Source organism: Sphingomonas sp. SORGH_AS_0870, from assembly GCF_031453175.1.
In the GTDB taxonomy this organism is placed as follows: Bacteria; Pseudomonadota; Alphaproteobacteria; order Sphingomonadales; family Sphingomonadaceae; genus Sphingomonas.
Genome location: NZ_JAVIYW010000002.1, coordinates 200,155 through 225,779 on the forward strand (window position 1 = coordinate 200,155; position 25,625 = coordinate 225,779).

27 protein-coding genes are annotated in these 25,625 nt (G+C 68.1%); 18 read left to right on the top strand and 9 right to left on the bottom strand.

The genetic code is table 11. The features are described from left to right. Nucleotides 1-59 precede the first annotated feature (59 nt). Complete coding sequence (locus tag QE363_RS01300) at nt 60-1,688, bottom strand: M28 family metallopeptidase (RefSeq protein ID WP_309691025.1); 1,629 nt, start codon at nt 1,686-1,688, stop codon at nt 60-62. Further along, a complete protein-coding gene (locus QE363_RS01305; RefSeq protein WP_307104673.1) occupies nt 1,688-2,122 on the bottom strand; it encodes an MAPEG family protein in 435 nt (144 codons plus the stop codon). Before QE363_RS01305 ends, QE363_RS01300 begins: the two co-directional genes overlap by 1 nt. Nucleotides 2,123-2,327: 205 nt before the next feature. Here QE363_RS01305 and rpmF point away from each other — a divergent pair, with 205 nt between their 5' ends. From rpmF to QE363_RS01330, 5 genes are all read left to right on the top strand, one after another. Next, the gene (rpmF, locus tag QE363_RS01310; protein ID WP_230482852.1) at nt 2,328-2,507 is read left to right on the top strand and encodes a 50S ribosomal protein L32; all 180 of its coding nucleotides are present in this window, start codon (nt 2,328-2,330) and stop codon (nt 2,505-2,507) included. A 38-nt stretch (nt 2,508-2,545) separates the two neighbouring features. Further along, a complete protein-coding gene (gene plsX, locus QE363_RS01315; RefSeq protein WP_309691027.1) occupies nt 2,546-3,574 on the top strand; it encodes a phosphate acyltransferase PlsX in 1,029 nt (342 codons plus the stop codon). Beyond that, nucleotides 3,571-4,539, top strand: a complete 969-nt coding sequence (locus QE363_RS01320) for a beta-ketoacyl-ACP synthase III (RefSeq protein WP_309691029.1) — start codon at nt 3,571-3,573, stop codon at nt 4,537-4,539. The genes plsX and QE363_RS01320 overlap by 4 nt, the downstream gene beginning before the upstream one ends. A gap of 90 nt (nt 4,540-4,629) precedes the next feature. Next, the gene (locus QE363_RS01325) at nt 4,630-4,929 is read left to right on the top strand and encodes an integration host factor subunit alpha (protein WP_307101566.1); all 300 of its coding nucleotides are present in this window, start codon (nt 4,630-4,632) and stop codon (nt 4,927-4,929) included. Continuing rightward, nucleotides 4,913-5,278 (top strand): MerR family transcriptional regulator, encoded by a 366-nt coding sequence (locus QE363_RS01330; RefSeq protein ID WP_307101568.1) that lies wholly within the window; start codon nt 4,913-4,915, stop codon nt 5,276-5,278. Before QE363_RS01325 ends, QE363_RS01330 begins: the two co-directional genes overlap by 17 nt. A gap of 105 nt (nt 5,279-5,383) precedes the next feature. On the opposite strand, the gene QE363_RS01335 is transcribed toward QE363_RS01330, so the two are convergent. The 5 genes from QE363_RS01335 to pheS all read right to left on the bottom strand — a co-directional run bounded on the left by QE363_RS01335 (nt 5,384) and on the right by pheS (nt 12,056). Next, on the bottom strand, nt 5,384-5,905 hold the full coding sequence (locus QE363_RS01335; protein ID WP_309691033.1) for a hypothetical protein: 522 nt from the start codon (nt 5,903-5,905) through the stop codon (nt 5,384-5,386). 57 nt (nt 5,906-5,962) lie between these two features. Continuing rightward, a complete protein-coding gene (locus QE363_RS01340; protein WP_309691036.1) occupies nt 5,963-7,489 on the bottom strand; it encodes a peptide chain release factor 3 in 1,527 nt (508 codons plus the stop codon). Nucleotides 7,490-7,745: 256 nt separating this feature from the next. Continuing rightward, a complete protein-coding gene (locus QE363_RS01345) occupies nt 7,746-8,627 on the bottom strand; it encodes an aldose 1-epimerase family protein (RefSeq protein WP_309691039.1) in 882 nt (293 codons plus the stop codon). Beyond that, on the bottom strand, nt 8,620-10,983 hold the full coding sequence (pheT, locus tag QE363_RS01350) for a phenylalanine--tRNA ligase subunit beta (protein ID WP_309691042.1): 2,364 nt from the start codon (nt 10,981-10,983) through the stop codon (nt 8,620-8,622). The genes QE363_RS01345 and pheT overlap by 8 nt, the downstream gene beginning before the upstream one ends. Further along, complete coding sequence (gene pheS / locus QE363_RS01355; protein ID WP_309691045.1) at nt 10,980-12,056, bottom strand: phenylalanine--tRNA ligase subunit alpha; 1,077 nt, start codon at nt 12,054-12,056, stop codon at nt 10,980-10,982. Before pheS ends, pheT begins: the two co-directional genes overlap by 4 nt. 277 nt (nt 12,057-12,333) lie before the next feature. Between pheS and QE363_RS01360 the strand changes: the two genes are divergently transcribed. After that, entirely contained in the window at nt 12,334-13,506 is a 1,173-nt protein-coding gene (locus QE363_RS01360) for a GGDEF domain-containing protein (RefSeq protein ID WP_309691049.1), read from the top strand. 21 nt (nt 13,507-13,527) lie between these two features. Here the strand turns inward: QE363_RS01360 and QE363_RS01365 are convergent, their stop codons facing one another. Then, a complete protein-coding gene (locus QE363_RS01365) occupies nt 13,528-14,739 on the bottom strand; it encodes an LL-diaminopimelate aminotransferase (RefSeq protein ID WP_307101582.1) in 1,212 nt (403 codons plus the stop codon). A gap of 120 nt (nt 14,740-14,859) precedes the next feature. Between QE363_RS01365 and QE363_RS01370 the strand changes: the two genes are divergently transcribed. The 9 genes from QE363_RS01370 to QE363_RS01410 all read left to right on the top strand — a co-directional run bounded on the left by QE363_RS01370 (nt 14,860) and on the right by QE363_RS01410 (nt 22,207). Further along, nucleotides 14,860-16,575, top strand: coding sequence for a class I poly(R)-hydroxyalkanoic acid synthase (locus QE363_RS01370; protein ID WP_309691054.1), 1,716 nt, complete (start codon nt 14,860-14,862; stop codon nt 16,573-16,575). An 81-nt stretch (nt 16,576-16,656) separates the two neighbouring features. Beyond that, on the top strand, nt 16,657-17,472 hold the full coding sequence (locus QE363_RS01375; RefSeq protein ID WP_309691057.1) for a phasin family protein: 816 nt from the start codon (nt 16,657-16,659) through the stop codon (nt 17,470-17,472). A 399-nt stretch (nt 17,473-17,871) separates the two neighbouring features. Beyond that, nucleotides 17,872-18,126 carry a hypothetical protein gene (locus QE363_RS01380; protein ID WP_309691059.1) on the top strand — a complete coding sequence of 85 codons (255 nt, stop codon included), beginning with the start codon at nt 17,872-17,874 and terminating at the stop codon, nt 18,124-18,126. Nucleotides 18,127-18,140: 14 nt separating this feature from the next. Beyond that, nucleotides 18,141-19,082 (top strand): bifunctional diaminohydroxyphosphoribosylaminopyrimidine deaminase/5-amino-6-(5-phosphoribosylamino)uracil reductase RibD, encoded by a 942-nt coding sequence (gene ribD / locus QE363_RS01385; protein WP_309698035.1) that lies wholly within the window; start codon nt 18,141-18,143, stop codon nt 19,080-19,082. Between the two features lies 1 nt (nt 19,083). Further along, on the top strand, nt 19,084-19,686 hold the full coding sequence (locus tag QE363_RS01390; RefSeq protein ID WP_309691062.1) for a riboflavin synthase: 603 nt from the start codon (nt 19,084-19,086) through the stop codon (nt 19,684-19,686). Further along, a complete protein-coding gene (gene ribB / locus QE363_RS01395) occupies nt 19,676-20,827 on the top strand; it encodes a 3,4-dihydroxy-2-butanone-4-phosphate synthase (RefSeq protein WP_309691063.1) in 1,152 nt (383 codons plus the stop codon). The genes QE363_RS01390 and ribB overlap by 11 nt, the downstream gene beginning before the upstream one ends. Continuing rightward, nucleotides 20,827-21,246 (top strand): 6,7-dimethyl-8-ribityllumazine synthase, encoded by a 420-nt coding sequence (gene ribH / locus QE363_RS01400; RefSeq protein ID WP_056436225.1) that lies wholly within the window; start codon nt 20,827-20,829, stop codon nt 21,244-21,246. Before ribB ends, ribH begins: the two co-directional genes overlap by 1 nt. Further along, complete coding sequence (locus QE363_RS01405; RefSeq protein WP_309691074.1) at nt 21,243-21,791, top strand: GNAT family N-acetyltransferase; 549 nt, start codon at nt 21,243-21,245, stop codon at nt 21,789-21,791. The genes ribH and QE363_RS01405 overlap by 4 nt, the downstream gene beginning before the upstream one ends. After that, nucleotides 21,788-22,207 carry a hypothetical protein gene (locus QE363_RS01410; RefSeq protein ID WP_309691076.1) on the top strand — a complete coding sequence of 140 codons (420 nt, stop codon included), beginning with the start codon at nt 21,788-21,790 and terminating at the stop codon, nt 22,205-22,207. The genes QE363_RS01405 and QE363_RS01410 overlap by 4 nt, the downstream gene beginning before the upstream one ends. Nucleotides 22,208-22,348: 141 nt before the next feature. On the opposite strand, the gene QE363_RS01415 is transcribed toward QE363_RS01410, so the two are convergent. Further along, nucleotides 22,349-23,443, bottom strand: a complete 1,095-nt coding sequence (locus tag QE363_RS01415; protein ID WP_309691078.1) for an alkene reductase — start codon at nt 23,441-23,443, stop codon at nt 22,349-22,351. Between the two features lie 65 nt (nt 23,444-23,508). On the opposite strand from QE363_RS01415, the gene QE363_RS01420 reads away from it, so the two are divergent. The 3 genes from QE363_RS01420 (at nt 23,509) to QE363_RS01430 (ending at nt 25,619) form a co-directional block, all read left to right on the top strand. Continuing rightward, complete coding sequence (locus QE363_RS01420; RefSeq protein WP_309691081.1) at nt 23,509-24,489, top strand: DMT family transporter; 981 nt, start codon at nt 23,509-23,511, stop codon at nt 24,487-24,489. Then, nucleotides 24,486-25,160 (top strand): COQ9 family protein, encoded by a 675-nt coding sequence (locus tag QE363_RS01425; protein ID WP_309691084.1) that lies wholly within the window; start codon nt 24,486-24,488, stop codon nt 25,158-25,160. The genes QE363_RS01420 and QE363_RS01425 overlap by 4 nt, the downstream gene beginning before the upstream one ends. A 207-nt stretch (nt 25,161-25,367) precedes the next feature. Then, nucleotides 25,368-25,619 (top strand): ferrous iron transport protein A, encoded by a 252-nt coding sequence (locus QE363_RS01430; protein WP_373424655.1) that lies wholly within the window; start codon nt 25,368-25,370, stop codon nt 25,617-25,619. Nucleotides 25,620-25,625 lie beyond the last annotated feature (6 nt).

The following is a 25,625-nucleotide window of genomic DNA, read 5'->3' on the forward strand; positions in this document are numbered from 1 at the left end:
GGTAAAAGCTCACCCTACCCCGTTCAGCCTGAGTGACGTCGAAGGCCAAGGGAATCACCTCACCGCCGGACGGCTTCACTCTCCGCCCGAATCGCCTTGAACTCGGACCCCGCGCGCCACTCGGGCCAGTCCCGTCCATCCGCCAGATCGCGCCCGATCCGGTAGAACAGGCCGACATCCGCCGCCGCCCCGCGCAGGTCCCAGGTCGAATCCCAGGCGTCGCAGGTCTGGTGGTAGCAGCGCATATAGGCGTCGAGCCATGCCTGCCCCGCCGGGCGTCCCCCGGCCACCAGATCGGGCGCGCCGCTGATCGCCATCAGCAGCAGCGTCGGCACACCGCGCCGCGCGACCGAGAAGTGATCGGCACGGTAGAACAGCCCGCGCTCGGGCAGCGCCTCGGGCGTCACCGTGCGTCCTTGCGCGGCGGCGGCGACCTTCAGCCGGTCCTCCAGGTCGTTCTGGCCGTCCCCGACCAGCATCACGTCCCGCGACGGTCCCGCCGTCTGGAGGATGTCCAGCGTCAGGTTCGCGACCGTCTTGGCCAGCGGCGTGACCGGATTGACTGCATAGGTCTCGGACCCCAGCAGGCCGCGCTCCTCGCCGGTCCACAGCGCGAAGACGAGGCTGCGGTCGGTGCGCGGCGCCGCCTTGAACGCGCGCGCCAGTTCCAGCACGCCCGCCACGCCCAGCGCATCGTCATTGGCGCCCGGCCGGATCACCCGGCCCTGCGCGTCCGGCGCGCCCTTGCCATAGGCGTCCCAATGCGCGCCGAACATCACCACCTCGTCGGGGCGCGTCCTACCGGGCAGCCTGGCCAGCACGTTGCGGCTCTCCGCGCGCACCGTCTTGACCGGCAGATCGGCGGAGAATCGCTGCCCCTCCAGCGTGACGGGGCGGAAATCGGCCCGCCGCGCGCGGGCACGCTGCTGCGCCAGGTCGAGCCCGGCGGCGGCGAACAGCTTCGTCGCCGCCTCGCCCGACAGCCAGCCCTGAAGCAGCACGCGCGAGGTCGGATCGGCGCGGACGATATCGTAATTCTCGCCCGCCGGGGCCGTCACCGTCGCCCAGCCATAGCCCGCGCCCGGCGTGTCATGGACGATCAGCGCGCCGATCGCGCCCTGTCGCGCGGCTTCCTCATATTTATAGGTCCAGCGGCCATAATAGGTCATCCGCCGGTCGCCGAACTTCCCCTTGGCGTCGTCGCCGGGGGCAGCCTCGAAATCAGGATCGTTGACCAGGAAGACCGCGATCTTGCCCTTCAGGTCGACGCCCTTGAAATCGTCCCAGCCGCGCTCGGGCGCGTGGACGCCGTACCCGACGAACACCATCGGCGCGTTCGCGATCGCCACCCGGTCGACGGGCCGCACGGTCGAGACATAGACGCCCTGCCCCTGAACGAGCGGCATCGTGCCCGCGCGCATCGTCCCCTGCCCGATCTGGGTGCGGATCAGCGGCACCGGCTGGGTCCATTGTCCGTTCGGACCGCCGGGTTGCAGCCCCATCGCCTTGAACTGCGCGACCAGCCAGTCGACGGTCTTCGCCTCGCCGGGGGTGCCCGGCGCGCGCCCCTCAAAGGCGTCGGAGGCGAGCGTCTTCACATCCGCCGACAGCCGCGCGGGCGAGATGGGGTCGGGGGCGGCGGCAGTCAGCGCGACGGCGGCCAGGCCGATCAGGGGAAAGCGAATCATCAGCGGTCGATCCTTACGACGGTGGTGGTCGCGACAGGCACGGCCTGCGCGGTATAGACGATCCCGATCGCCCAGCCGGCCAACAAGGCCAGGATCGCCCAGGTTCCGATCGCCCCGCCCGCGCGACCGACATTGGGCGCGGGCCGCGTCATGCCCCAGCCATGGCCGATCCGCGCGACGATGAACGCGCCGCCCAGCACCCACAGCCAGAAGCGCGCGCCGCCCGCCAGCTCGATCAGCCCCATCAGGATCAGGACGAAGGGCGCATATTCGACGAAGTTGGCCTGGGCGCGCATCCCCGCCACGAGTCGCGAATCGCCCCCGTCACCGATCAGGATCTTGCCGCGAAACCGCCCGACGACGATTCGCAGCGCGAGCCACAGATTGACCAGCGCGGCGGCCGCCGCGATGCTGAGCGTGACCGGCAGGACCATAAGCGCCATATTCTCCGTCGATTGAACCCGAACACCGCGTGCCATTCTGCGGCGATGCTTGCAACATCGGCAAAACTCGCTATAGGCGCGGGGCTTCGCGATGCGTCCGGCTGGGTGCTCACGCGGCCGGGTCTTCGATCCGGGCGCGCAATGGGTGCTGACCGTGGCGTATTCCACCCATTGTTCGAATTGATAAGGTGCCGCAATGGCCGTCCCCAAGAGAAAGACTTCGCCCTCCAAGCGCGGCATGCGCCGTGGCCACGACTCGCTGTCGATCGCCGCGTTCCAGGAATGCCCGAACTGCGGCGAGCTGAAGCGTCCGCACAATCTGTGCACCGCTTGCGGCCACTATAACGGCCGTGAGGTCGTGTCGGTCGAGGGCTGATCCCCTCTTCCTGGCAATAACGACCGTTAGAGGAACGCATGGCCGATAACGCCTGGATCGCCGTCGATGCGATGGGCGGCGACGACGGGCTGGCCGTGATGCTGGCCGGTGTCGCCAGAGCGCGACGCCGCTTCGAAGGCATGCGCTTCCTGCTGGTCGGGGACGAGACGCAGATTGCGGAGGGGCTGAAGTCCCATCCCAACCTGTCCGCCGCGTCCGAGATCGTGCACGCACCCGAGGTCGTCGGCTCGAGCGACAAGCCGAGCCAGGCGATCCGGCGTGCGCGCGTCACGTCGATGGGCATCGCCATCGATCTGGTGAAGCGCGGCCGCGCCGCCGCCGCCGTCTCGTCGGGTAACACCGGCGCGCTGATGGCGATGGCCAAGCTGTCGCTGCGCACCCTGCCCGGCATCGACCGGCCCGCACTCGCCGCGCCCTTGCCCACGCTCGGCGACAATGACGTCGTCATGCTCGACCTCGGCGCCAATACCGAGTGCGATGCGCGCAACCTCGTCCAGTTCGCGGTGATGGGCGCGGCCTATGCCCGCACGCTCCTCGAACTCGACAATCCACGCGTCGCGCTGCTGAACATCGGGTCCGAGGACCAGAAGGGCACCGACGAGATTCGCGACGCCGCCGCCGTGCTGCGCGGGCAGAGCCATCTCCCGCTCAACTTCACCGGCTTCATCGAGGGCAACCAGCTTGCCCGTGGCGAGGTCGATGTGATCGTGTGCGACGGCTTTGCGGGCAATATCGCGCTCAAGACCGCCGAGGGCACCGCGCGATTCGTCGGCGACCTGCTCAAGCGCGCCTTCCGCTCCTCGACCCGGTCGAAGATCGGCTTCCTGATCTCGCGCCCCGCCACCGAATTGCTGCGCGACCATCTCGACCCCAACAACCACAATGGCGCGGTCTTTCTCGGCCTGAACGGGCTGGTGGTGAAGAGCCATGGCGGCGCGACCGAACTGGGCGTCGCCACCGCGATCGGCAATGCGGCCAAGATGGTCCGCGCCGACCTGACCCGGCGGATCGCCGAGGATCTCCTGAACTTCGAGGCTGCGGCATGATACGCTCGATCGTCACCGGCACGGGCTCGGCGCTTCCCACCCGGCGGGTGTCGAACGCGGAACTGGCGCAGGAGGTCGACACTTCCGACGAGTGGATCGTCGAGCGGACCGGCATCCGCTTCCGCCATATCGCAGGCCCCGAGGAGACGACCGCGACGCTGGCCGCCGACGCCGCCAAGGCCGCGATCGCCGCCGCCGGCCTGTCGGCCCAGGACATCGACCTGATCGTCCTGGCCACCGCCACCCCCGACCAGACCTTCCCCGCCACCGCGACCAAGGTCCAGGCGATGCTGGGCATCAACGACTGCGTCGCGTTCGACGTCGCCGCCGTCTGCTCGGGCTTCCTCTATGCGGTGCAGGTCGCCGACGCGATGCTGCGCAGCGGCGTGCAGCGGCGCGCGCTGGTGATCGGCGCGGAAACCTTCAGCCGCATCCTCGACTGGGAGGATCGCACCACCTGCGTCCTGTTCGGCGACGGCGCGGGCGCGATGGTGCTGGAGGCGCGCGAGAGCGACGACGCCCAGGGCCGCGGCATCCTGGCGACCCGGCTGCATGCCGACGGCCGCCACAACGGCCTGCTCTATGTCGATGGCGGTCCCTCGACCACCGGCACGGTCGGCAAGTTGCGGATGAAGGGGCGCGAAGTCTTTCGCCACGCCGTCGTCAATCTGGCGCAAGTCATGGAAGAGGCGCTGGGTCTTGCCGGTCTGTCGTCGTCCGATGTCGACTGGGTCGTGCCGCACCAGGCCAATGCCCGCATCCTCGACGCGACCGCGCGCAAGTTGGACCTTCCCGCTGGAAAGGTTGTCGTCACGGTCGACCAACATGCCAACACCTCCGCCGCCTCGGTTCCGCTGGCGCTGGATACGGCGGTCCGGGACGGACGAATCAAGGAAAATGATCTGATCGTTCTGGAGGCAATGGGCGGCGGCTTTACCTGGGGGGCAGCGGTAATCCGCTTCTGAACAATCGATTTTGCTTAACCGAGATAAATCCCTTTCGGTCGCATATTGCGCTGTGTTAGGCGCAATCTGAGACACCATTGGGGGATGGACATGACTAAAACCGGAACTTTGACCCGCGCCGATCTTGCCGAGTCGCTTCATCAGGAAGTGGGGCTCTCGCGCTCCGATTCCGCCGAAGTGGTCGAACAGATCCTCGTCGAGATGTGCGACGCCCTGTCGCGCGGCGAGAATGTCAAGATTTCCGGTTTTGGCACCTTCGTGCTGCGTGACAAGGGAGAGCGGATCGGCCGCAATCCCAAGACCGGGATCGAGGTGCCGATCGCACCCCGCCGCGTCCTGACCTTCCGCGCCAGCCAAATGATGCGCGATCGCATTGTCGCGGCGGGATAGACCCGAGCGTCCTTCCGACGGCGGAAAGGCCGATGGTGCCCTGCGCACCATCGGTGAGGCGTCGCGCGAGACCGGCGTGGCGCAGCATGTGCTGCGCTATTGGGAAGGCCGCTTCCCACAGCTCAAGCCGGTGCAGCGGGCGGGCAATCGCCGCTATTATCGCCCTGACGACCTGACGCTGATCCGCCGGATCGACCGGCTGCTCAACCAGCAGGGCTATACCGTGCGCGGCGTCCAGCAGCTGTTCGAGGGCGAGGCTAAGGCGAAGGACGATCCCGCGACGATGCTGCGCGCGATTCGCGACTCGCTGGCCGAGGGATTGGCCTGGGACGACCGGGCGGAGCGCTAGGCGTCGGGGCGTGGCCTTCGACTTCGCTCAGGCTGAACGGATAATCGTACCTTATCCCAAACCCCGTTCAGGCTGAGCGTAGTCGAAGCCCACGCCCCGCCCTCATCAAGCGGAGACGACCACCCCGCCCTGCTCGCCCAGCAGCAGGTCCCGGCATGCCCGGTTATAGGCGTGTGCCCGCCACCAGAACCATCCGCCATTGCCCACGCCCCAGGCCGCGACGCCCAACGCCGCCCAAGGCACCGCGCGCGCCACGCGGCCGCCGCGCGCCGCGACCCGGCCCGCCGCCAGCCCGCCCTGGCCGATCCGGCGGGCGGTCTTGGCCAGCCGTCCCGCCGCCCGCGCCTGTGACAACAGCCCCGATCCGCCGCGCAGGTCGCCCAGGATCGCGGCCGGGCCGACAAAGCCCTTGAGCTTGCCGACGATCTCCTGTGCCTCGATCGCCATGCCGGGTTCCAGCTGACGCCGCTGCGCGCCGGTCAGGGCATAGGCGTCGGCGATCTGGTCGATCGTCTCGGCCAGGCTTTCGGTGCCGATGGTCAGCGCCTTGGCCCCCGCCTTCAACGCGCGGCGGCGGATCAGCTTCTCATTGGCCTCGAAGGTCGCTTCGATCGCGGTACGGTCCATGATGGGTCCCTGTTCGTGCATGGACCGTTGAAGCCGCGAAACGGCCCGCCGGTTCCCTTATCGTTCGCGCGTCGCGAGGAAACGGACCTTGGGATAGCGATCGGCGACATAGCCGACCTCCCAGGCGCTCTTGGCGAGGAAGACGGGGTTGTCGTCGCGATCCTTGGCCATCGCCGAGCGGTTCAGGTCCATGAACGCCTTCAGGTCGGCGGGGTCCTCGGCGGTGATCCAGCGCGCGGTGTCGAACGGCGCGGGCTCTAGGCCAGCGGCGACCTTATATTCCGCATCCAGCCGCGACAGCAGCACGTCGAGCTGGAGCTGCCCGACCACGCCGATGATCCAGTTCGACCCGATCTCAGGGTAGAAGACCTGGGTCACGCCCTCCTCGGCCATGTCGTCCAGGGCTTTCCGCAGCTGCTTGGTCTTGGTCGGGTCCTTCAGCGCGACGCGGCGCAGGATTTCGGGGGCGAAATTGGGCAGGCCGGTGAAGCGGACATCCGCCCGCTCCGACAGCGTGTCCCCGACACGGAGCGTGCCGTGATTGGGGATGCCGATGATGTCGCCCGGAAACGCCTCGTCCGCGACTTCGCGATTCTGCGCGAAGAACAGGATCGGCGAATGGACCGCGATCGGCTTGCCATGACCCGTCGGGGTCAGTTTCATGCCGCGCTTGAAGGTGCCCGAGCAGAGCCGCATGAACGCGATCCGGTCGCGATGCTGCGGGTCCATATTGGCCTGCACCTTGAACACGAAGCCGGTGACTTCCTTGTTCTCCGGCGCGACGGGGGCGGGTTCGGCAGGCTGGGGCCGGGGCGGCGGCGCGTGGCGGCTGAGCGCGTCGATCAGCTCGGCGACCCCGAAATCCTTCAGCGCGGAGCCGAAATACACGGGCGTCAGGTCGCCGTTGCGATAGGCCTCGCCATCGAACGCGGCATAGCCTGCCTGCGCCAGCTCGACCTCCTCGGCGATTTCGGCGGGCAGCGTCGGCGCGGCGTCGACCTTGCCCAGGAACGCCCGGCTGTCGCCCTCGGGACGGCTGACCTTGCCGGTGGTCAGGTCGAGGATACCCTCGAACAGCCCGCCCATGCCGACCGGCCAGCTCATCGGCGCGACGTCGAGCGCCAGGATGTCGGCGATCTCGTCGAGCAGCTCGAAGGGCGGGCGCCCCTCGCGATCGACCTTGTTGACGAAGGTGATGATCGGCACCGAGCGCAGGCGGCATACCTCGAAGAGTTTGCGCGTCTGCGCCTCGATACCGCGCGCGGCGTCGATGACCATCACGGCCGAGTCGACCGCGGTCAGCGTGCGATAGGTGTCCTCCGAGAAATCCTCGTGGCCCGGCGTGTCGAGCAGGTTGAAGGTCACGCCGTCCTTCTCGAACGTCATGACCGAGGAGGTGACCGAGATGCCGCGCTGCTGCTCGATCTTCATCCAGTCCGACCGCGCGCGTCGGTTCTGGCCCCGCGCCTTGACCTCGCCCGCCAGATGGATCGCGCCGCCGAAATAGAGCAGCTTTTCAGTCAGCGTCGTCTTGCCGGCGTCGGGGTGCGAGATGATCGCGAAGGTACGGCGGGGGGAAGTCATGGGCGGCTCTGTCGAATAGGGAATTGGCGCATCCGAGCGCCCGAGATGATCCGCCTGTTACAGCAAATTGTGGCACAAGACAGGCCCCGGATTTTGGGGGCCGATCATGCCGCCCCTCCGCATCCACCTCACCCCGGCGAAGGCCGGGGTCCAGTTGCCAAGCGGGTCATGATAGGACGTGAAACTTCGCCACGGACGTCATAGCAACTGGACCCCGGCCTCCGCCGGGGTGGGGGCCAAGCGGTTGAGCGAGCCCTTACCCCGCCAGCGTCATCGTCATCTGCATGACCTTCTCACCCCCGACCGGCACGACGAAGACGCCGGGCTTGTCGACGAACTCGCCGTCGAATCCTTCAGGGTCGGCGATGCCGTGCCAGGGCTCGACGCAGACATAGGCGGCGCCGGGCTTGGTCCAGATGCCCAGCTTGTCGGTGTCGGGGAAGGCGATGCGCAGCTGCGGCGCGCCGTCCGCGCCGTAGGTGACGTGGCGGCTCTCGACCGGGTCCCAGACCAGCGCGTCGTTGGTGAACAGATCGTCCGCCAGATGCAGCACGCGCCCGTCGAGCGGGCTGTCGCGGAGCGGCTTGGCGATCAGGCCGTCGGGCGCGATCTCCCGCAGCCGGGCGGGCTCTTCCTTCTCGAAGATGATCCGGTGGTCTGCGCGTGCCTGGCCATAGGGCAGCGGCCAGGCAAAGGCGGGGTGGAAGCCGAAGCTGGCGGGCATCGCCACCTCGCCCCGGTTGAGGACGCGGACCTCCATCACCAGCGTCGCTCCCTCCAGCCGGAACTCCGCCTCCAGCCGGAAGGCGAAGGGATAGGAGGTGCGGGTTTCCTCGCTGTCGCCCAGCGAGAAGACTGCGCGGGTCGCCTCGTGCGTCACCAGCTCGAACGTCGAATGGCGGGCGAAACCGTGCTTGGCCATCGGGTAGTGCTGGCCGTTCAGGCGGATGCCGTCGCGGGTCACGCCGATCACCGGGAACAGCAGCGGCGCGCGGCCGGTCCAGAAGGCAGGATCCGCATTGGTCATCAGCTCACGGCCCGCTGCGTCCTTCAGCGAGGACAGCTCCGCGCCGAACGGATTGATGGCCGCCGACAGATGGTCGTTGCCGATACGGACCCAGTTTTCCTCATTAGCCACGGAGTTGCGCTCCCTGCTTGGCGGCCGCGGCGACGATCTTGTCGGCGATGGCCTTGAGTTCCTCGTCGGTGAAGCTCTTCTGCGAGGGTTGCAGAAGCACCTCGACCGCGACCGACTTGTGCCCCTCGGGCACGCCAGCCCCTGCGAACACGTCGAAGACGCGCGCGGCGGTGATCGCGGCCTTGTCCGCGCCGCGCACCGCGCGGATCAGTTGGTCGGCCGCCAGATCGGTGGGCACCAGGAAGGCGAAGTCGCGCTTCACGGATTGCAACGCCGGGGGCGTGTAGGCCGGGCGCATGAAGCCGGTCGCGCGCTTGGGCGGGATCGCATCGAGATACAGCTCGACCGCCGCCACCGTGCCGTCCAGATCGAACGCCTTCAGCACCGAAGGATGGACCATGCCGAACGCCGCCAACACCGTCTTCGGCCCCAGCCGCAGCGTGCCCGACTGGCCGGGATGCCAGGCCTCGCCCGCCTCGCCCATTACCTGCAAGTTATCCACAGGCGCACCGGCCTGGGCGAGCAGCGCGATCGCCTCCGCCTTGGCGTCATAGGCGTCGAAGCCCTGCGCCTTGCCCGAGCGCCAGTTGCGGGGCGCCTTGTCACCCGCCAGCACCACGCCCAGCGTCGGCCGCTCGGCCTCCTGCAGATAGCGGCGGCCGATCTCGAACAGCCGCACGCTGGTCGCGCCGCGCTTGATGTTGCGCTCGGTCGCGGCGAGCAGGCCGGGGAGGAGCGAGGGCCGCATGACCTTCAAATCCTCGCTGATCGGGTTGGCGAGCGTGAAGGCGCCGCCGCCGAAGGGCGCGGCCTGCGCCTCGCTGATGAAGCTCCACGTCACCGCTTCGTCGAGGCCACGCGCGGCGGCGGCGCGACGGGCGCGACGCTCCAGCTTCTGCTGCGGCGTGGCGGTGGGACGCGCGACGCCGGGGGTGCGGGGGAGTGCCACCGGAGGAACATGGTCGATCCCCTCGATGCGGATGACTTCCTCGACCAGATCGGCGGGGCCGTCCACGTCGCGACGCCAGCTCGGTGCCGTGACCTGCCAGTCGGCAGTGACGGTGAAGCCCAGCAATTCGAGGATCGCCTTTTGCCGATCGGCCGCGATGGCGAGGCCGCCCAGCGTCTCGGCCAGATTGGGGTCATAGGCGATGGTCTTGGCCACGACCGGCGGCTCACCGGCCCGCGTGACGTTGCTCGCCTTGCCACCGCAGATATGCTGGACGAGGAAGGTCGCGATGGCGAGGCCGTCGTCCAGGAAGGCCGGGTCCACGCCCCGCTCGAACCGGGTGCGGGCGTCGGAGGTCAGGCCGAGTTTCTGGCCGGTTCGCGCGATCGCCTCGGGGGCGAAGTATGCGCATTCGATGATGACGTCGGTGGTCGTCTCCGACACGCCCGAATGCTCGCCACCCATGATGCCGCCGATATCGTGGACACCCGCATCGTCGGCGATGACGGTCATGCCTTCCGACAGGGTATAGGTCTTGCCGTTGAGCGCCTCGACCGTCTCGCCCTTGCGGGCTTTCCGCGCGACCAGAGCGCCCGACAGCTTGGCCTTGTCATAGACGTGCAACGGTCGGCCGAGATCGACCGTCATGTAATTGGTGATGTCGACCAAGGCCGAGATCGGCTTCTGCCCGATCGCGGTCAGCCGCTGGCGCATCCATTCGGGAGCCTCGCCATTGGTCAGGCCCGACACGCCCTGCGCGTAGAAGGCCGGGCAGCCTTCAGCATCCTCAATCCGCACATCGGGACCGGCGCCCTCGCCTGCGACCGACGGCACGGTCGGCGCGATCAGCGTGCCGAGACCGGCGGCGGCGAGGTCGCGCGCGATGCCGTGGACGCCCATGCAATCCTGGCGGTTGGGCGTGATCGACACGTCGATGACCGGATCGTTGAGGCCCGCATAGTCCGGGAAGGACGTGCCCACCACCGCATCCTCGGGCAATTCGATGATGCCGTCATGGCCCTCGCCAATCTGCAACTCGCGCGCCGAGCACATCATGCCGTTCGACTCGACGCCGCGGATGGCCGCGACCTTCAGCGTGACGTCGAGGCCGGGGACATAGGCTCCCGGCGCACCGAACACGCCGACCAAGCCCGCGCGCGCGTTGGGTGCGCCGCACACGACCTGCATCGGGCCGTCACCGGCATCGACCGACAGCACCTGCAACTTGTCCGCCTGCGGATGCCGCTCGGCCGACAGGATGCGCGCGACGCGGAACGAGGACAGCGCCTCGCCCGGATTGTGCACGCCCTCAACCTCCAGGCCGATACGGGTCAGCCCCTCGACGATGGCGTCGAGCGAGGCGTCGGTGTCCAGATGGCTCTTCAGCCAGCCCAGGGTGAACTTCATGCGCCGACTCCTCCCGACAGCGTGGGTACGTCGAGGCTCGCGAACCCGTAATGCTTCAACCAGCGGATATCGCCGTCGAAAAAGGCGCGCAGATCGTCCATCCCGTATTTCAGCATGGCGAGACGATCGATGCCGCAGCCGAAGGCGAAGCCCTGCCACTCATTGGGGTCGAGCCCGCATGCCTCGATGACCTTGGGGTGCACCATGCCGCTGCCCAGCACTTCCATCCAGCCGCCGCCGGACCCGCCGATGACGCGCTTGCCCTTCTCGATGGTGTAGCCGACATCGACCTCGGCCGAGGGCTCGGTGAAGGGGAAATAGCTGGGGCGCAGGCGCAGCACGATGTCGTCGCGCTCGAAGAACGCCTTGAGGAAGGTCTCCAGCGTCCATTTCAGATGACCAAGCGTGATGCCCTTGTCGATCACCAGCCCCTCGACCTGGTGGAACATCGGCGTGTGCGTCGCATCCGAGTCGGAGCGATAGGTGCGGCCCGGCGCGATGATGCGGATCGGCGGCTTCTGGTCCAGCATGGTGCGGATCTGCACCGGCGAGGTATGGGTGCGCAGCACGCGGCGCACCGTCCGCTCGTCGCCGCCCGCCTCGACACCCGCCAGGTAGAAGGTGTCGTGCATCGCGCGCGCCGGATGCGTCTCCGGAATGTTGAGCGCGGTGAAATTGTGCCAGTCGGTCTCGACCTCCGGACCCGTCGCGACCGCGAAGCCCAGATCGGCGAAGATCTCCGCCAGTTCGTCCATGACCTGGCTGACCGGATGAACGGTGCCGAAGCCGCTTCCCTCGACCGGCAGGGTCATGTCCAGCCGTTCCGAGGCGAGGCGCGCGTCGAGCGCCGCCTGTTCCAGCGCCGCCTTGCGGGTGCCGAGTGCCTCGGTCACCGCCTCGCGCAGCGAATGGATCTTGGGCCCTTCGACCTGGCGTTCCTCGGGGCTCATCTTGCCCAGCGTCTTCAACAGCTGGGTGATGCGACCCTGCTTGCCCAGCGCGTCCACGCGGATCGCCTCCAGCGCGTCGAGCGCGGGCGCATCGGCGATGGCAGCGAGCAGGGGCTCACGCATTTGTTCGAGTTCGTTGCTCACTCTTCACTCCGTCGGCCCCATCGGCCGCGCTGACGGGGCATCATCCGCCCCTTTGCGATATCGCGCCCGCCGTAGCGGCTGGGGGCGGCCGGGATCAATCCTTCGTGACGAATCGCGTGCGATCGGATCGTCCACGGCCCAAAAAATCCGATTCGGCCCCAATGGACCGAGAAGCGAAATGATTTTCTAAGCTCTGTCGTGCTAGGCCCCGGTCGCAACGGCCCGACATGTCGATCGCGCCAGCCATGAGATGGGAATGCTCGCGCTCGATATCGCCAGTCTGCAGGTCGTGGGGGCGTTCAGCAATCTGCTGTCCGGGGCGATCCATCTGATTCCCGGCGTGACCGGGTCCGAACGCCGGAAATGGGCGCTGTACTGGGGCAGCGGCAAGCTGCTGATCGGCGCGTCCAACGTGCTGATCCTGGTGATCGGCAACGGCAATACCGCGTTCTTCGAGCGGCTTCTCAACATCGTGATGATGATCGGCCTGTGCCTGAGCCTGCACAGCGTCGCGGTGTTCGGCGAGCGCGCCGTACCGCGCCTGCTGGTCGCGATACTCGCCGCGCTGATGCTGGCTGCGGTCGCGCTGACGATCGGCGATGCCCAGGAATTCCGCTGGACCTTCGTCACGCTCGGGCTGACGCGCGGCCTGAGCTATCTGGGGATCATGGCGCTGGCGATCGGCATCGCGCGGCGCGAGCGGTTGCGGACCGGATGGATCATGGCCGCCCTGTTCGCCGCGGTCGCGCCGGTCTTCCTGCTGCGTGCGGGCACGTTGATGGTCACGCTGATCGTGCCGTCCTGGTCGATCGAGGGCCAGCTGGTCGAGGAATGGATGATCGGCGTCGGGCTGATCCTGCTGACGCTTACCCATTTCTCGCTGCTGCTGATGGAGTCGGAACGGACCCAGGCCCTGTTGCGCGAGCAGGCGAGCCGCGACAGCCTGACCGGCGCGCGCAACCGGTTCGCATTGGGCCGGATCGAGGCGGGGTTGCAGGGCCCCTGCGCGCTGGCGCTGATCGACATCGATCATTTCAAGGCGCTCAACGACGGACAGGGGCATGCCACGGGCGACGCGGTGCTGCGGCTGCTCGCCGATCTGGCGCAGCGCGAACTGGGCGAGCGGGGCATGGTGATCCGGCTCGGCGGGGACGAGTTCGCCTGTATCCTGCCGGGGGCCTCGCAGGCGGCGGCGCAATCCGTCGCCGCGCGGCTGTCGGCCCGGTTCGACCGGGCGGTGGCGGCGACCGTCGACGGGCCGCTCTACCCCTCGCTCAGCATCGGGGTGGTCGCAGGCCTGGTCGACCGCGACCTGGACCGGCTGATGGCCGAAGCGGACCGCGCCATGTACGCCGTCAAGCGCGCCCGCCATCCTGCCCACCATTCCGGCCGCCAGCCCGAAGGCCGGCGGATGGCGGCGGCGGGCTGATCGACCCGTCGCCGCCAGGCATCACACCGCCTTGGCCGAACCCGGCGTGTTGACGCCCATGGATTGCAGATAGCGCTTGATGTTGCGCGCCGCCTGGCGAAGCCGCTGCTCGTTCTCGACCATGGCGATGCGCACGAAGCCCTCGCCATTCTCGCCATAACCGACGCCCGGTGCGACCGCGACCTTGGCCTCGGTCAGCAGCTGCTTGGAAAATTCCAGGCTCCCCAGATGCGCGAGCGCCGGGGGCAGCGGGGCCCAGGCGAACATCGAGGCGCGGGGGGAGGGAATGTCCCAGCCCGCGCGGCCGAAGCTCTCGACCATCACGTCGCGGCGCTTGTGATAGAGCTGGCGGTTCTTCTCGACGATATCCTGCGGCCCGTTGAGCGCCGCGCAGGCCGCCGCCTGGATCGGCGTGAAGGCGCCATAGTCGAGATAGGACTTTACCCGCGTCATCGCCGCGATCAGCTTGCGGTTGCCGACCGCGAAACCGATTCGCCAGCCCGCCATCGAATAGGTCTTGGACAGCGAGGTGAACTCGACCGCGACGTCCTTGCCGCCCTTGACCTGAAGGATCGAAGGCGTCGGATTGCCGTCATAGTAAAGCTCGGAATAGGCCAGGTCGCTCAACACCCACAGTTCGTGCTTCTTCGCAAAGGCCACCAGCCGCTCGTAAAAGGCCAGGTCGACCGTCTCGGCGGTCGGGTTGGACGGGTAGTTGACGACCAGCACCGAGGGGCGCGGCACGGTGAAGTGCATCGCGCGCTCGAGGCTCTCGAAATAGGCTTCGTCGGGCGTGGTCGGCACCGCGCGGATCGTCGCGCCCGCGATGATGAAGCCGAAGGTGTGGATCGGATAGGAGGGGTTGGGCGCCAGGATCACGTCGCCCGGCGCGGTGATCGCGGTCGCCAGCGACGCGAGGCCCTCCTTCGACCCCATGGTCACGACCACCTCGGTCTCGGGGTCGAGATCGACGCCGAAGCGGCGGCCATAATAGTTCGCCTGGGCACGGCGCAGGCCGGGAATCCCCTTGGACTGGGAATAGCCGTGCGCGTCGGGCTTCTTGGCGACCTCGACCAGCTTGTCGAGGACATGGTCGGGCGGCGGCAGATCGGGGTTGCCCATGCCCAGGTCGATAATGTCCTCGCCGCCCGCGCGCGCCGCGGCCCGCATCGCGTTGACTTCGGCGATGACATAGGGCGGCAGGCGCTTGATGCGGTAGAACTCTTCGGACATGGGTCCCTCTGTGTAACGATTTGGGACCCGGACCTTAGCGTCTTTCGTTTCCCGACGCGACCCGACATGACGGCGCAATATCCTGACGCTAAGACGGGGTCATACGAACGAGAGGATGCGATGACGGCCCGCCCCGCGACAGCCCCCACCCTTCCCACGCTGGAGGAGTTGCAACACTGGACCTGGGTGATGGGCCGCGCGCAGCAGATGATGATGGAGGCCGCTCTCTCGCCCCCGCCCGAGGGGGTGCCGGTGGTGCCGGGCTTCAACGATCCCGCGACGATGGGCCGCGTCCGCGACTTCTGGTCCGATTCGATGAAGCTGTGGCAGCGATTCGTCGACCCCGCCGCCGAGCCCAGCACCGCCCCCAGGCCCGACCGCCGGTTCAAGGCTGAGCAGTGGCAATCGCCGCTCTTCGACTGGATCCGGCAAAGCTATCAGGTCATCTCCGACCATATGCTGCGCGGCGTCGATGCGATCGAGGGCGTCGAGCCGAAGCAGAAGGAGCAGATCCGCTTCGCCGCGCAAGGGTTCATCGACGCGATGAGCCCGACCAACTTTCCCGCGACCAATCCGGAGGTGCTCGATAAGATCGTCGAGACGCGCGGCGAGAATCTGCTGAAAGGCCTCCAGAACATGCTCGCCGATCTGGGGCGCGGCCAGCTGACCCATAGCGACGCGCGCGCGTTCGAGGTCGGGCGCAACCTGGCCGCGACGCCGGGCAAGGTGGTGAAGCGCACCGACCTGTACGAACTGATCCACTATACCCCGACCACCGAACAGGTGGCGGCGGTGCCGATCGTCATCTTTCCGCCCTGGATCAACCGCTTCTACATCCTCGACCTCGCGCCCGAGAAAAGCCTGATCAAATGGCTGGTCGACCAGGGGTTCAGCGTCTTCATGGTGTCGTGGAAATCGGCCGATGCGACGATGAAGGACGTGATCTGGGACGATTACGTCACCGCGCAGGTCGAGGCGGTCGACACGGTGCGCGACCTGCTGTCGGTCGAGTCGGTCCACACGGTCGGCTATTGCGTGGCGGGCACGACGCTGGCCGCGACGCTCGCCTGGCTCGCCGCGCAGGGGCAGGCGGAGAAGGTCGCCAGCGCCACCTTCTTCACTGCGCAGGTGGATTTTTCCAAGGCGGGCGAGCTGCTCCACTTCGTCGATGACGAGCAGCTGAAGCTGATCGGCACGCTGTCGCCCGAGGGGTATCTGGACGGGCGCTATCTGGCGATGACGTTCAACCTGCTGCGCGGGCGCGACCTGATCTGGAACTACGTCACCAACAATTATCTTCTAGGGCGCGATTATGTGCCGTTCGACCTGCTCCACTGGAATGGCGACGTCACCAACCTGCCCGCCAAATGGCATCTGAGCTATTTGACCGACCTGTACCGCGACAATCTGCTGGTGAAGCCCGGCGCGATGGCGGTGGCGGGCGTGCCGCTCGACCTGAGCCGGGTCACGACCCCCGCTTATGTCCAGGCGGGGCGCGAGGACCATATCGCTCCGCCCGAAAGCGTGTGGAAGATCACCGACGCCTTTACCGGCCCCTTGCGCTTCGTGCTCGCCGGGTCGGGTCATATCGCAGGCGTGGTCAACCCGCCGGCGGCGGGCAAATATCAATATTGGACCAATGACCAGCCCGCCGCGACGCTCGCCGAGTTCGTGGCCGGGGCCCGCGAGAGCAAGGGCAGCTGGTGGCCGGATTGGGCCGGATGGCTGCGCGAGCGCGACTCGGCGACGGTCGAGGCCACCGGCGCGCGCATACCCGGCCAAGGCCCCCTGCCCGCGCTGGACGACGCACCGGGACGCTACGTCCGACAGCGCTAAAATCGATTGCTGCACTGCACAAAGGCTGTTGATAACTTCGGCCGAAACCATTATTGTGCAGCGCAGCAAATCGGGAGAGTGGTGTTGGATAAGAGCAAGCCGACCGGTCCCGCCGCCAAGGCGGCGGCAAAGCCGCGTCGCACGACCAAGCCGGTCACGGCCAAGACACTGCCCGGCCTTCCCTCCGACACCGCCGTCGACGCCCCCGCCGCCAAGCCGGTGGTCGCCGCCCCCAAGGTCGCGGTTCGGGCACCCAAGGCTCCGACGGTCGCCCAGGCGCCCGAGCCGGTTCCGGTGACTCCCGAACCGGCGCCCGCGGCGGTCGCCCCCGAGGCTCCGGCCGAAGCGCCCGCGCCCGCCCCGGCGGAGCCCGCGCCCGACGCCGCGCCGACCGCTTCTGTTTCTTCCCCGACCGCCGCGGTTTCGGCGGACTCAAAGCCCAAGGAAATCATCATGGACGCCACGAGCACCATCGAAAACGCGACTGCCAAGACCCAGGCGATGTTCGGCGACGCCCAGGCCCGCACCCAGGCCACCGTGGAGAAGAGCGCCAAGCTGTTCGAGGACATGGTCGCCTTCAACAAGGGCAATCTGGAAGCGGTCGTCGAATCGTCGAAGATCGCCGCCAAGGGCGCCGAGACGCTGGGCCAGGGCGCGGCCGACTATGCCAAGCGCGCGTTCGAGACCGCGACCCAGACGCTGCAGACGCTGTCGTCGGTCAAGTCGCCGACCGAGTTCATGAAGCTCCAGTCGGACTTCGCCCGCTCGTCCTTCGACTCGCTGGTCGCCGAGACCTCGCGCTCGACCGAGCACATGATCAAGCTGGCCGGCGAGATCGCCCAGCCGCTGAGCAACCGCTTCGCGGTCGCCGCCGAGAAGATGAAGACCGTCGCGTAAACGCTGCGGTTTCCTTTGCGGAATGGAAGGGGGCGGTCGCTGCGGTGGCCGCCCTTTTTCGTGCTGTTCGAGGCGGCATGGCCCGGGGCCTTCCCTCCCCCATCCCCTCCCGCCTGCGGGAGGGGCGTGCCCAGTTCGACCCATGAGCGCCTCCGCAAGCACCCGCTTCTTTGCTTATGCGGAGCGCCCGCCCCACAACGCTCCCCTCCCGCAGGCGGGAGGGGATGGGGGAGGGCAAAGGGGGCTCACCGAGACCAACCCGTCCCCACTGGCGTCCCAGGCCCGCAACGCCTATCTTCCCCCGCATGTCGTTCTTCGGCCGCTTCTCGCCCGTCCGCGCCATTCGCGACCTGCGCCTGTTCCTGTCGCAACGGCCATCCCTATGAACTCGTCTTCCTGATGATCGCGGTCGGCATCACCGGCTTCTTCATCTATGCCTTTGCGCGCGACGATTATGTGCCGGTGCCGTACAAGCCCGACATCATCTATGTCGAACAATGGCCCGCCGACCGCACCGATGTGCAGATCAAGGCGCAGCAGAAGATCGACTATGTGAAGAAGAAACAGCGGATCGCCGAGGAAAAGGCCGCCAGGGATCAGCGCCAGGCCGAGTTCAAGAAGGTCGACGACGCGCTGAACAAGTGGGGCATCTGACCGATCATCGCTGGATGGGGGCGGCGCTGGCACTGGCGGATCGCGGTGTCGGACGGACCGCGCCCAATCCCAATGTCGGCTGCGTGCTGGTTCGCGAGGGGCAGGTCGTCGGGCGCGGCTGGACCCAGCCGGGCGGCCGCCCCCATGCCGAGGCGATGGCGCTGGCACAGGCGGGCGAGGCCGCACGGGGAGCGACGGCCTATGTCACGCTGGAGCCCTGCGCGCATGTCTCGACCCGTGGCCCCGCCTGCACCGACCTGCTGATCGCCGCCGGGGTCGCGCGGATCGTGGCGGCGATGGGCGATCCCGATCCGCGCACCGACGGCATCGGCTTTGCCCGCGCCCGCGCCGCCGGGATCGCCGTCACGACGGGCGTGCGCGAGGCGGAGGCGCGGGGCATGATCGCGGGCTTCCTGACCCGCCGCGCGAAACGCCGCCCCTTCGTCACGCTGAAGCTCGCCACCTCGCTCGACGGCCGGATCGCCCGGCCCGATGGCGAGAGCCGCTGGATCACCGGGCCGCAGGCGCGTGCGCATACCCATCTGGAACGCAGCCGCCATGAGGCGATCCTGGTCGGGCGCGGCACGCTGGAGGCCGATTCGCCCCGGCTCGACGTCCGCCTGCCCGGCCTGGAGCCGCGCAGCCCGCGCCGCATCCTGTTGTCGCGCACGCCCGCGCCGGGCTGGGAGACCATCCCCTCGCCCCATGGCATCGCCGATCTGGCGGGTGTCGACCGGCTAATGGTCGAGGGGGGGGCGCAGGCCGCATCCGCCTTCCTCGCCGCCGATCTGGTCGACCGGCTGCTCCTGTACCGCGCACCGATCCTGATCGGCGAGGGCCGCGCGGCGATCGGCGCGATCGGGCTGGCCCGGCTGGCCGATGCGCATGGCCGCTGGCACCTTGCCGACTCGCGGATGCTTGGCAGCGACCGGTTGGAGGTCTACGAGCGCGACTGATATGTTTACCGGGATCGTCACCGACATCGGCTCCGTCACCGCCGTCGAGGCGCGCGGCGACACGCGAGTCGTCATCGCCACCGCCTATGATACGGCGACCATCGACCTGGGCGCGTCGATCGCCTGTTCGGGCGTCTGCCTGACCGTGGTCGAGAAGGGCCCCGACTGGTTCGCGGTCGACGTCTCGGCCGAGACGATCGGGCGCACCGCCGACCAGTGGACGAGCGGCCGGCGCCTGAACCTGGAACGCGCGATGAAGCTGGGCGACGAGCTGGGCGGCCATATCGTCACCGGCCATGTCGACGGCGTCGGTACGGTGGTATCGGTGGCGGAGGAAGGCGGATCGCACCGCGTCTTCGTGACCGTTCCGTCCGACCTCGCCCCCTTCATGGCGACCAAGGGGTCGGTGACGGTCGACGGCGTCTCGCTGACCGTCAACAGCGTCGAGGACGGCTCCGACGGCACGGTCATCGGCCTGAACATCATCCCGCACACCGCCGCCGTCACCACCCTGGGCGGCATCGCCGAGGGCCAGCGCGTCAATATCGAGATCGACGTGCTCGCCCGTTACCTGCAGCGCATGGAGCATTATCGTGGCCGCTGATCCCGACGCCTTGGCCGGTCTGCGGCGTGGGTTCCTCTCCAGCCCTGAAGAGATCATCGACGAGGCGCGCAACGGCCGGATGTTCATCCTGGTCGATGACGAGGACCGCGAGAATGAGGGCGACCTGGTCATTCCCGCGCAGATGGCGACGCCCGAGAAGGTCAACTTCATGGCGCGGCACGGGCGCGGGCTGATCTGCCTGGCGATGACGCGCGAGCGGGTCGACACGCTCGGCCTGCCGCTGATGAGTCCCAAGAACGGGACGCGGCACGAAACCGCCTTCACCATCTCGATCGAGGCGAAGGAGGGCGTGACCACCGGCATCTCCGCCGCCGACCGCGCGCGGACCATCGCGGTGGCGATCGACGCGAGCCAAGGCCCGGAGTCGCTGGTGACGCCGGGCCATGTCTTCCCGCTAGTCGCGCGCGATGGCGGCGTGCTGGTGCGCGCCGGGCATACCGAGGCGGCGGTCGATGTCGCGCGCCTCGCCGGGCTGAACCCCTCGGGCGTGATCTGCGAGATCATGAACGAGGACGGGACGATGGCGCGGATGGACGACCTGGTGTCGTTCGCGCAGCTCCATAACCTGAAGATCGGCACGATCCGCGACCTGATCGCCTATCGCCGCCGCTACGACCATCTGGTCGAATTGCAGTCCGAGGCCACCTTCGAGAGCGAATGGGGCGGCACCTGGACCGCGCGCGCCTATCGCAACAAGGCGACGGGCACCGAACAGGTGGCGCTGGTCAAGGGCAAGCTGGACACCGCCCAACCCGTGCTGGTGCGGATGCACGCGCTGTCGCCCTTTGCCGATGTGTTCGGCGAGGCCGGATCGCGCGGCGCGCTGCTCGCCAAGTCGATGCGGATGATCGCCGAGGAAGGCTCGGGCGTGATCGTCGTCATCAACCGCCCGCGCACCGACGCCTTCACCACCGCCGTCCGGCTGAAAGCGGGCGAGGAGGTGCAGATCGACATGGAGGAACTGCGCGATTACGGCGTCGGCGCGATGATCCTGGCCGAAATGGGCGTGCAGGACATGGTGCTGCTGACCAACACCCATCACACGCTGATCGGGCTCGACGGGTACGGCCTGTCGATCGTCGGCGAACGTCGCATCGCAAATTTTGAGGGAGACGCCTGATGGCGCATGTGTTGATCGTCGAGGCGCGCTTCTACGAGCATCTGAACGACCTGCTCCTGTCGGGCGCGCGCGCCGCGATCGAGGAGGCGGGCCATAGCCATGAGACGATCACCGTCCCCGGCGCACTGGAGATTCCCGGCGCGGTGGCGATGGCGGCGGACACGGGCCGCTACGACGCCTTCGTCGCGATCGGCGTGGTGATCCGCGGCGAGACCTATCATTTCGAGATCGTGTCGAACGAGAGCGCACGCGGCCTGATGGCGCTGACCATGGACGGGCTGCCCATCGGCAACGGCATCATCACCACCGAGAACGAGGCGCAGGCGCTGACCCGCGCCCGCCCGGACGAGAAGAACAAGGGCGGCGAGGCGGCCAAGGCGGCGCTCGCGATGCTGGCGCTGAAGGGTCGGTTCGGGTGACGTCGCCCGTCCTCCAGACCGAGCGGCTGACCCTGCGGCTGCCCTCGGCGGAGGATTTCGAGGCCTGGGCGGCGTTCCATGCCGAGGCGGACACGATGCGCTTCCTGGGCGGCGTGCAGGCGCGTGGCGCGGCGTGGCGAAGCCTGTGCACCATGGTGGGCGCGTGGAGCGTGCGCGGTTTCGCGATGTTCTCGGTGATCGAGCGCGACACCGGCCGCTGGGTCGGGCGGATCGGGCCCTGGCAGCCCGAGGGCTGGCCGGGGCGCGAAGTGGCCTGGGGCGTGGCGCGGGAATTCGCCGGGCGCGGCTATGCCCATGAGGCGGCGGTCGCGGCGATCGACTATGCGGTCGACGTGCTGGGTTGGGACCATGTGATCCACACCATCGACCCGGAGAATAGGGGCTCGATCAAGCTGGCGCAGCGATTGGGCGCGGTGAATGAGGGGCCGGTCCGGCTGCCCGCACCGCTGGAGAGTTTCCGGGTGGACGCCTGGGGCCAGAGCGCCGACCAGTGGCGCGCCCGGCGGGGACGTGCCGCGGAATGACCGACATGCCGCCCACCCGCTTTCGCGTCGTCGAGCGGGGCCGGCGGCTGGAGGTGATCGACACGCAAGGCGGCAAGCCTGTGCGCAGGACCGGAACGCCACGTCCGGCCACCATAGCAGGGAAACCGCGCTTCCGGCTGCCGCAGAAGTTGCGCTTCGATGGCGGGGGAAACTGGGCGACCGACAGCTTCTACGACGCCAAGGGGCCGCGCACGCTGACCCTGGATTCAGGCGCGATGCAGAAGCTGCGTTATGCGGGTGCGGGGCTGGTGGCGATGGTGGTCATCTGGGTGGTGCTGGCATTCGCCATTCCCATCGTCTGGGGAGCACCGCTGCTGCTGTTCAATCCCAAGACCCGCGAGACGATGCGCGATCAGGTGACCGCCTTTCTCGACGGGCTGGATAGCGGGGATTAGTGCCCCACCTCCGTTCGCGCTGAGCGAAGTCGAAGCGCACGCTTCACGCTCGCGGCTTCGGACTTTCCTGGCCTTCGACGTCGCTCAGGCTGAACGGAGCAGGGATGCTGCGGGGGCGGAGAAAACCCCGCCCCCCATCACTCACGCCGCGCGGGCCTGCTCGTCGAGCGTGGGGTAATCGATATACCCCTCCGGCCCCTGGCTGTACCAGGTCTTCATGTCGCTCTCGTTCAACGGCGCATCGGTGCGCAGCCGTTCGGGCAGGTCGGGATTGGCCAGGAAGGTACGGCCGAACGCGATCCCGTCCGCCACACCCGAATCGAGCGCGGCTTGCGCCTTTTCCCGGCTGTCGAAATCGCTGTTCAGGATCAGCGGCCCCTGGAACACCTGGCGGATCTGCGGCGACAGCTTGGGTACGTCGGTGCTGCCATAGGTGCCGTCCGGGCCGATCTCGCGCAGTTCGAGAAAGGCGATGCCCAGGTCCGACAGCATTTTCGCCGCAGGCACGAAGACCGAGGCCGGATCGCTGTCGCCCACGCCCTGGCTGTCGCCATTGGGCGACAGGCGGACGCCGACGCGCTCCTTGCCCGCGACTGCGATCACCCGCTCGGTGATCTCGCGGAGCAGGCGGATGCGGTTCTCCGGACTGCCGCCATATTCGTCCTCGCGATGGTTCGCACCGTCGCGCAGGAATTCGTCGATCAGATAGCCGTTGGCGGCATGGATCTGCACCCCGTCGAACCCGGCGGCCAGCGCATTGCGGGTCGCATGTTCATAATCCTCGAGCAGACGCGGAATCTCGGACAGTTCGAGCGGCCGGGCGGTCTCGAAATCCTGCTTGCCCTCAAAGGTATGCGCCTGCCCCTCGGTCCGGGTCGCGGAGGACGAGACCGGCTGCATCCCCGTCACCGAGCTGTGCACCTGGCGGCCCATATGCCAGAGCTGCGCGACGATCCGGCCGCCCGCCTTGTGCACCGCCTCGGTCACCGGCTTCCAGGCCGCAACCTGCTCGTCGGTCCATAGGCCCGGCGCATAGGGCCAGCCCAGGCCTTCGCGGCTGATGCCGGTCGCTTCGGAGATGATCAGGCCCGCGCTCGCACGCTGGGCGTAATATTGCGCCATGATCGGCGTCGGCACCGCCTGGCGGGTGGCACGGGCGCGGGTGAGCGGCGCCATCAGGATACGGTTGGGGGCGTGGATCGCCCCGAGATCGATGGGATCGAACAGCGTTGGCATCAAAATGCAATCCTTCTGCGGCCTTTCCGGCCTGACGCAACGCAGATAGGACGTTAAGGGAGCCCATGCCCGTGTCTGCCCCCGCAAGAAAAAGTGAACAGACTGAAAGCGATCGTCTGTCGGACCGGTCCGGAACCAATGCGCCCGCGCCGCTGGCCTTCGCCGCCGTCATCCTGGCCAATGTCGCGCTCGCCTTCGGCCCGCTGCTGGTGCGGATGGCCGATACCGGGCCGGTCGCCTCCGCCTTCTGGCGCATCACCCTGGCCGCGCCGGTGCTGGCGCTGGTCGCGCTGATCGGCCCTGCCCGCCCCCGTATGCCGGGCAAGGCGCAGGCGGGGCTTTGGGGGCTGCTGCTGATCGGCGGCATCGCCTTTGCGGGCGATCTGGGCGCCTGGCATATCGGCATCCGCCAGACGACGATGGCCAACGCCACGCTGTTCGGCAATTCGGCGACCTTCATCTTCCCGCTCTACGGCTTTCTGGTCGCGCGCGCCTGGCCGTCGCGAAGCCAGGGGATCGCGCTGATCCTGGCGGCGGCGGGAGCGGGATTGCTGATGGGGCGCAGCTATCAGGTCGATCCGCGCCATCTGGTCGGCGATCTGCTGTGCGTGCTCGCGGGGGTGCTCTATGCGGTCTATTTCATCCTGATGTCGCGGGTGCGGGTCGCGATGCCGCCGATGCCCGCGCTCGCCTGGTCGACCATGGCCAGCATCGTGCCGCTGTTCGTCTTCGCGGTCCTGCTGGGCGAGCGGGTATGGCCCGATCATTGGAGCCCGCTGATCCTGCTGGCGCTGGGGAGCCAGATCATCGGCCAGGGGTTGATGATCTATGCGCTGGGGCTGCTGAGCCCGCTGGTCGTCGGCCTGGCGCTGCTGGTCCAGCCGATGGTGGCGACGGCGATCGGCTGGATCGTCTATGGCGAGACGCTGGCGCTGCCCGATCTGGCGGGTGTGGCGATGGTGGCGGCCGCTCTGGTATTGGTGCGGCGTGGATCGGCCAGGGCGGTGGCCCGGCCGGACGATAGGAACGACGGGAAACGCATATGACCGAGGCTGCCATGACCGATGTTCAGGACCTGACTCTCGACGAGGTGCGCGTCGCTCTGGCGGAGGGCATCGCGTCCAATGCCGCGTTCGACGGCTGGGGCGACGAGGCGCGCGACATGGCGGCGGATGCGGCGGGTATCGACCGCGACATCGCGCGACTCGCCTTCAAGGACGGCGCGGTCGCGATGATCGACGCCTGGTTCGCCCGGATCGACCAGGCGATGGTCGAGGCCGTCCCCGCCGAACAGGCCGCCGCGATGAAGATCCGCCAGCGCATCACCGCGCTGGTCGAGGCGCGGCTGGCGGCGGTCGCCCCGAATCGCGAGGCGCTGCGCCGCGCGCTGACGATCCTTGCCATGCCGCAAAACGCCGCGAGCGGGGCGCGACTCGGCTGGCGGACGGTGGATGCCATCTGGGCGCAGGCGGGCGACACCGCCACCGACTATAACCACTATACCAAGCGCGCGACGCTGTTCGCGGTCTATGGATCGACCATCGCGGTGTTCCTGAACGACGATAGCGAGGATCACGCCGACACCCGCGCCTTTCTGGCCCGCCGGATCGAGGGGATCATGCGGTTCGAGAAATGGAAGGCGGGCGTCGCCAAGCGGGGTGAGAATATGCCCAGCCTGTCGCGCTTTATCGGGCGGCTGCGCTATCCGGCGGTGTGATTTGGGTTTGGGGCTGACGGGTTCCCTTGGCCTTCGACTTCGCTCAGGCCGAACGGAGGTGGAGGTGCTAAGCTTCCAAACCTCCGTTCACACTGAGCGAAGTCGAAGTGCACGCCCCGACCCCCGCCTCAAGCCTGCCCCCCAACCAAACACCCATTTCATCAACGGGTAATTGATAATCAATCGCATGGCGGTTATGTATCGTCCATGGCGATGCTCAGCAGTCTCGAAACCCTTCCCCGGCGGCAACCGGCGACCGTGGCCGCGATCGACTGGACCCAGCTGGCGCTGCCCGAGGCGCGCCGCCTGCGCGAACTGGGCTTTGACGAAGGCGTGGGGGTAGAGGTGCTGCACCGCGCCTCGCTGGGCGGTGGTCCCATCGCCTGCCGGATCGGCCGGATGACGGTGGCGCTGCGTCGCCGGGTCGCCGCCTCGATCCGTGTCGCGACCGGCGCCTGAATTTTG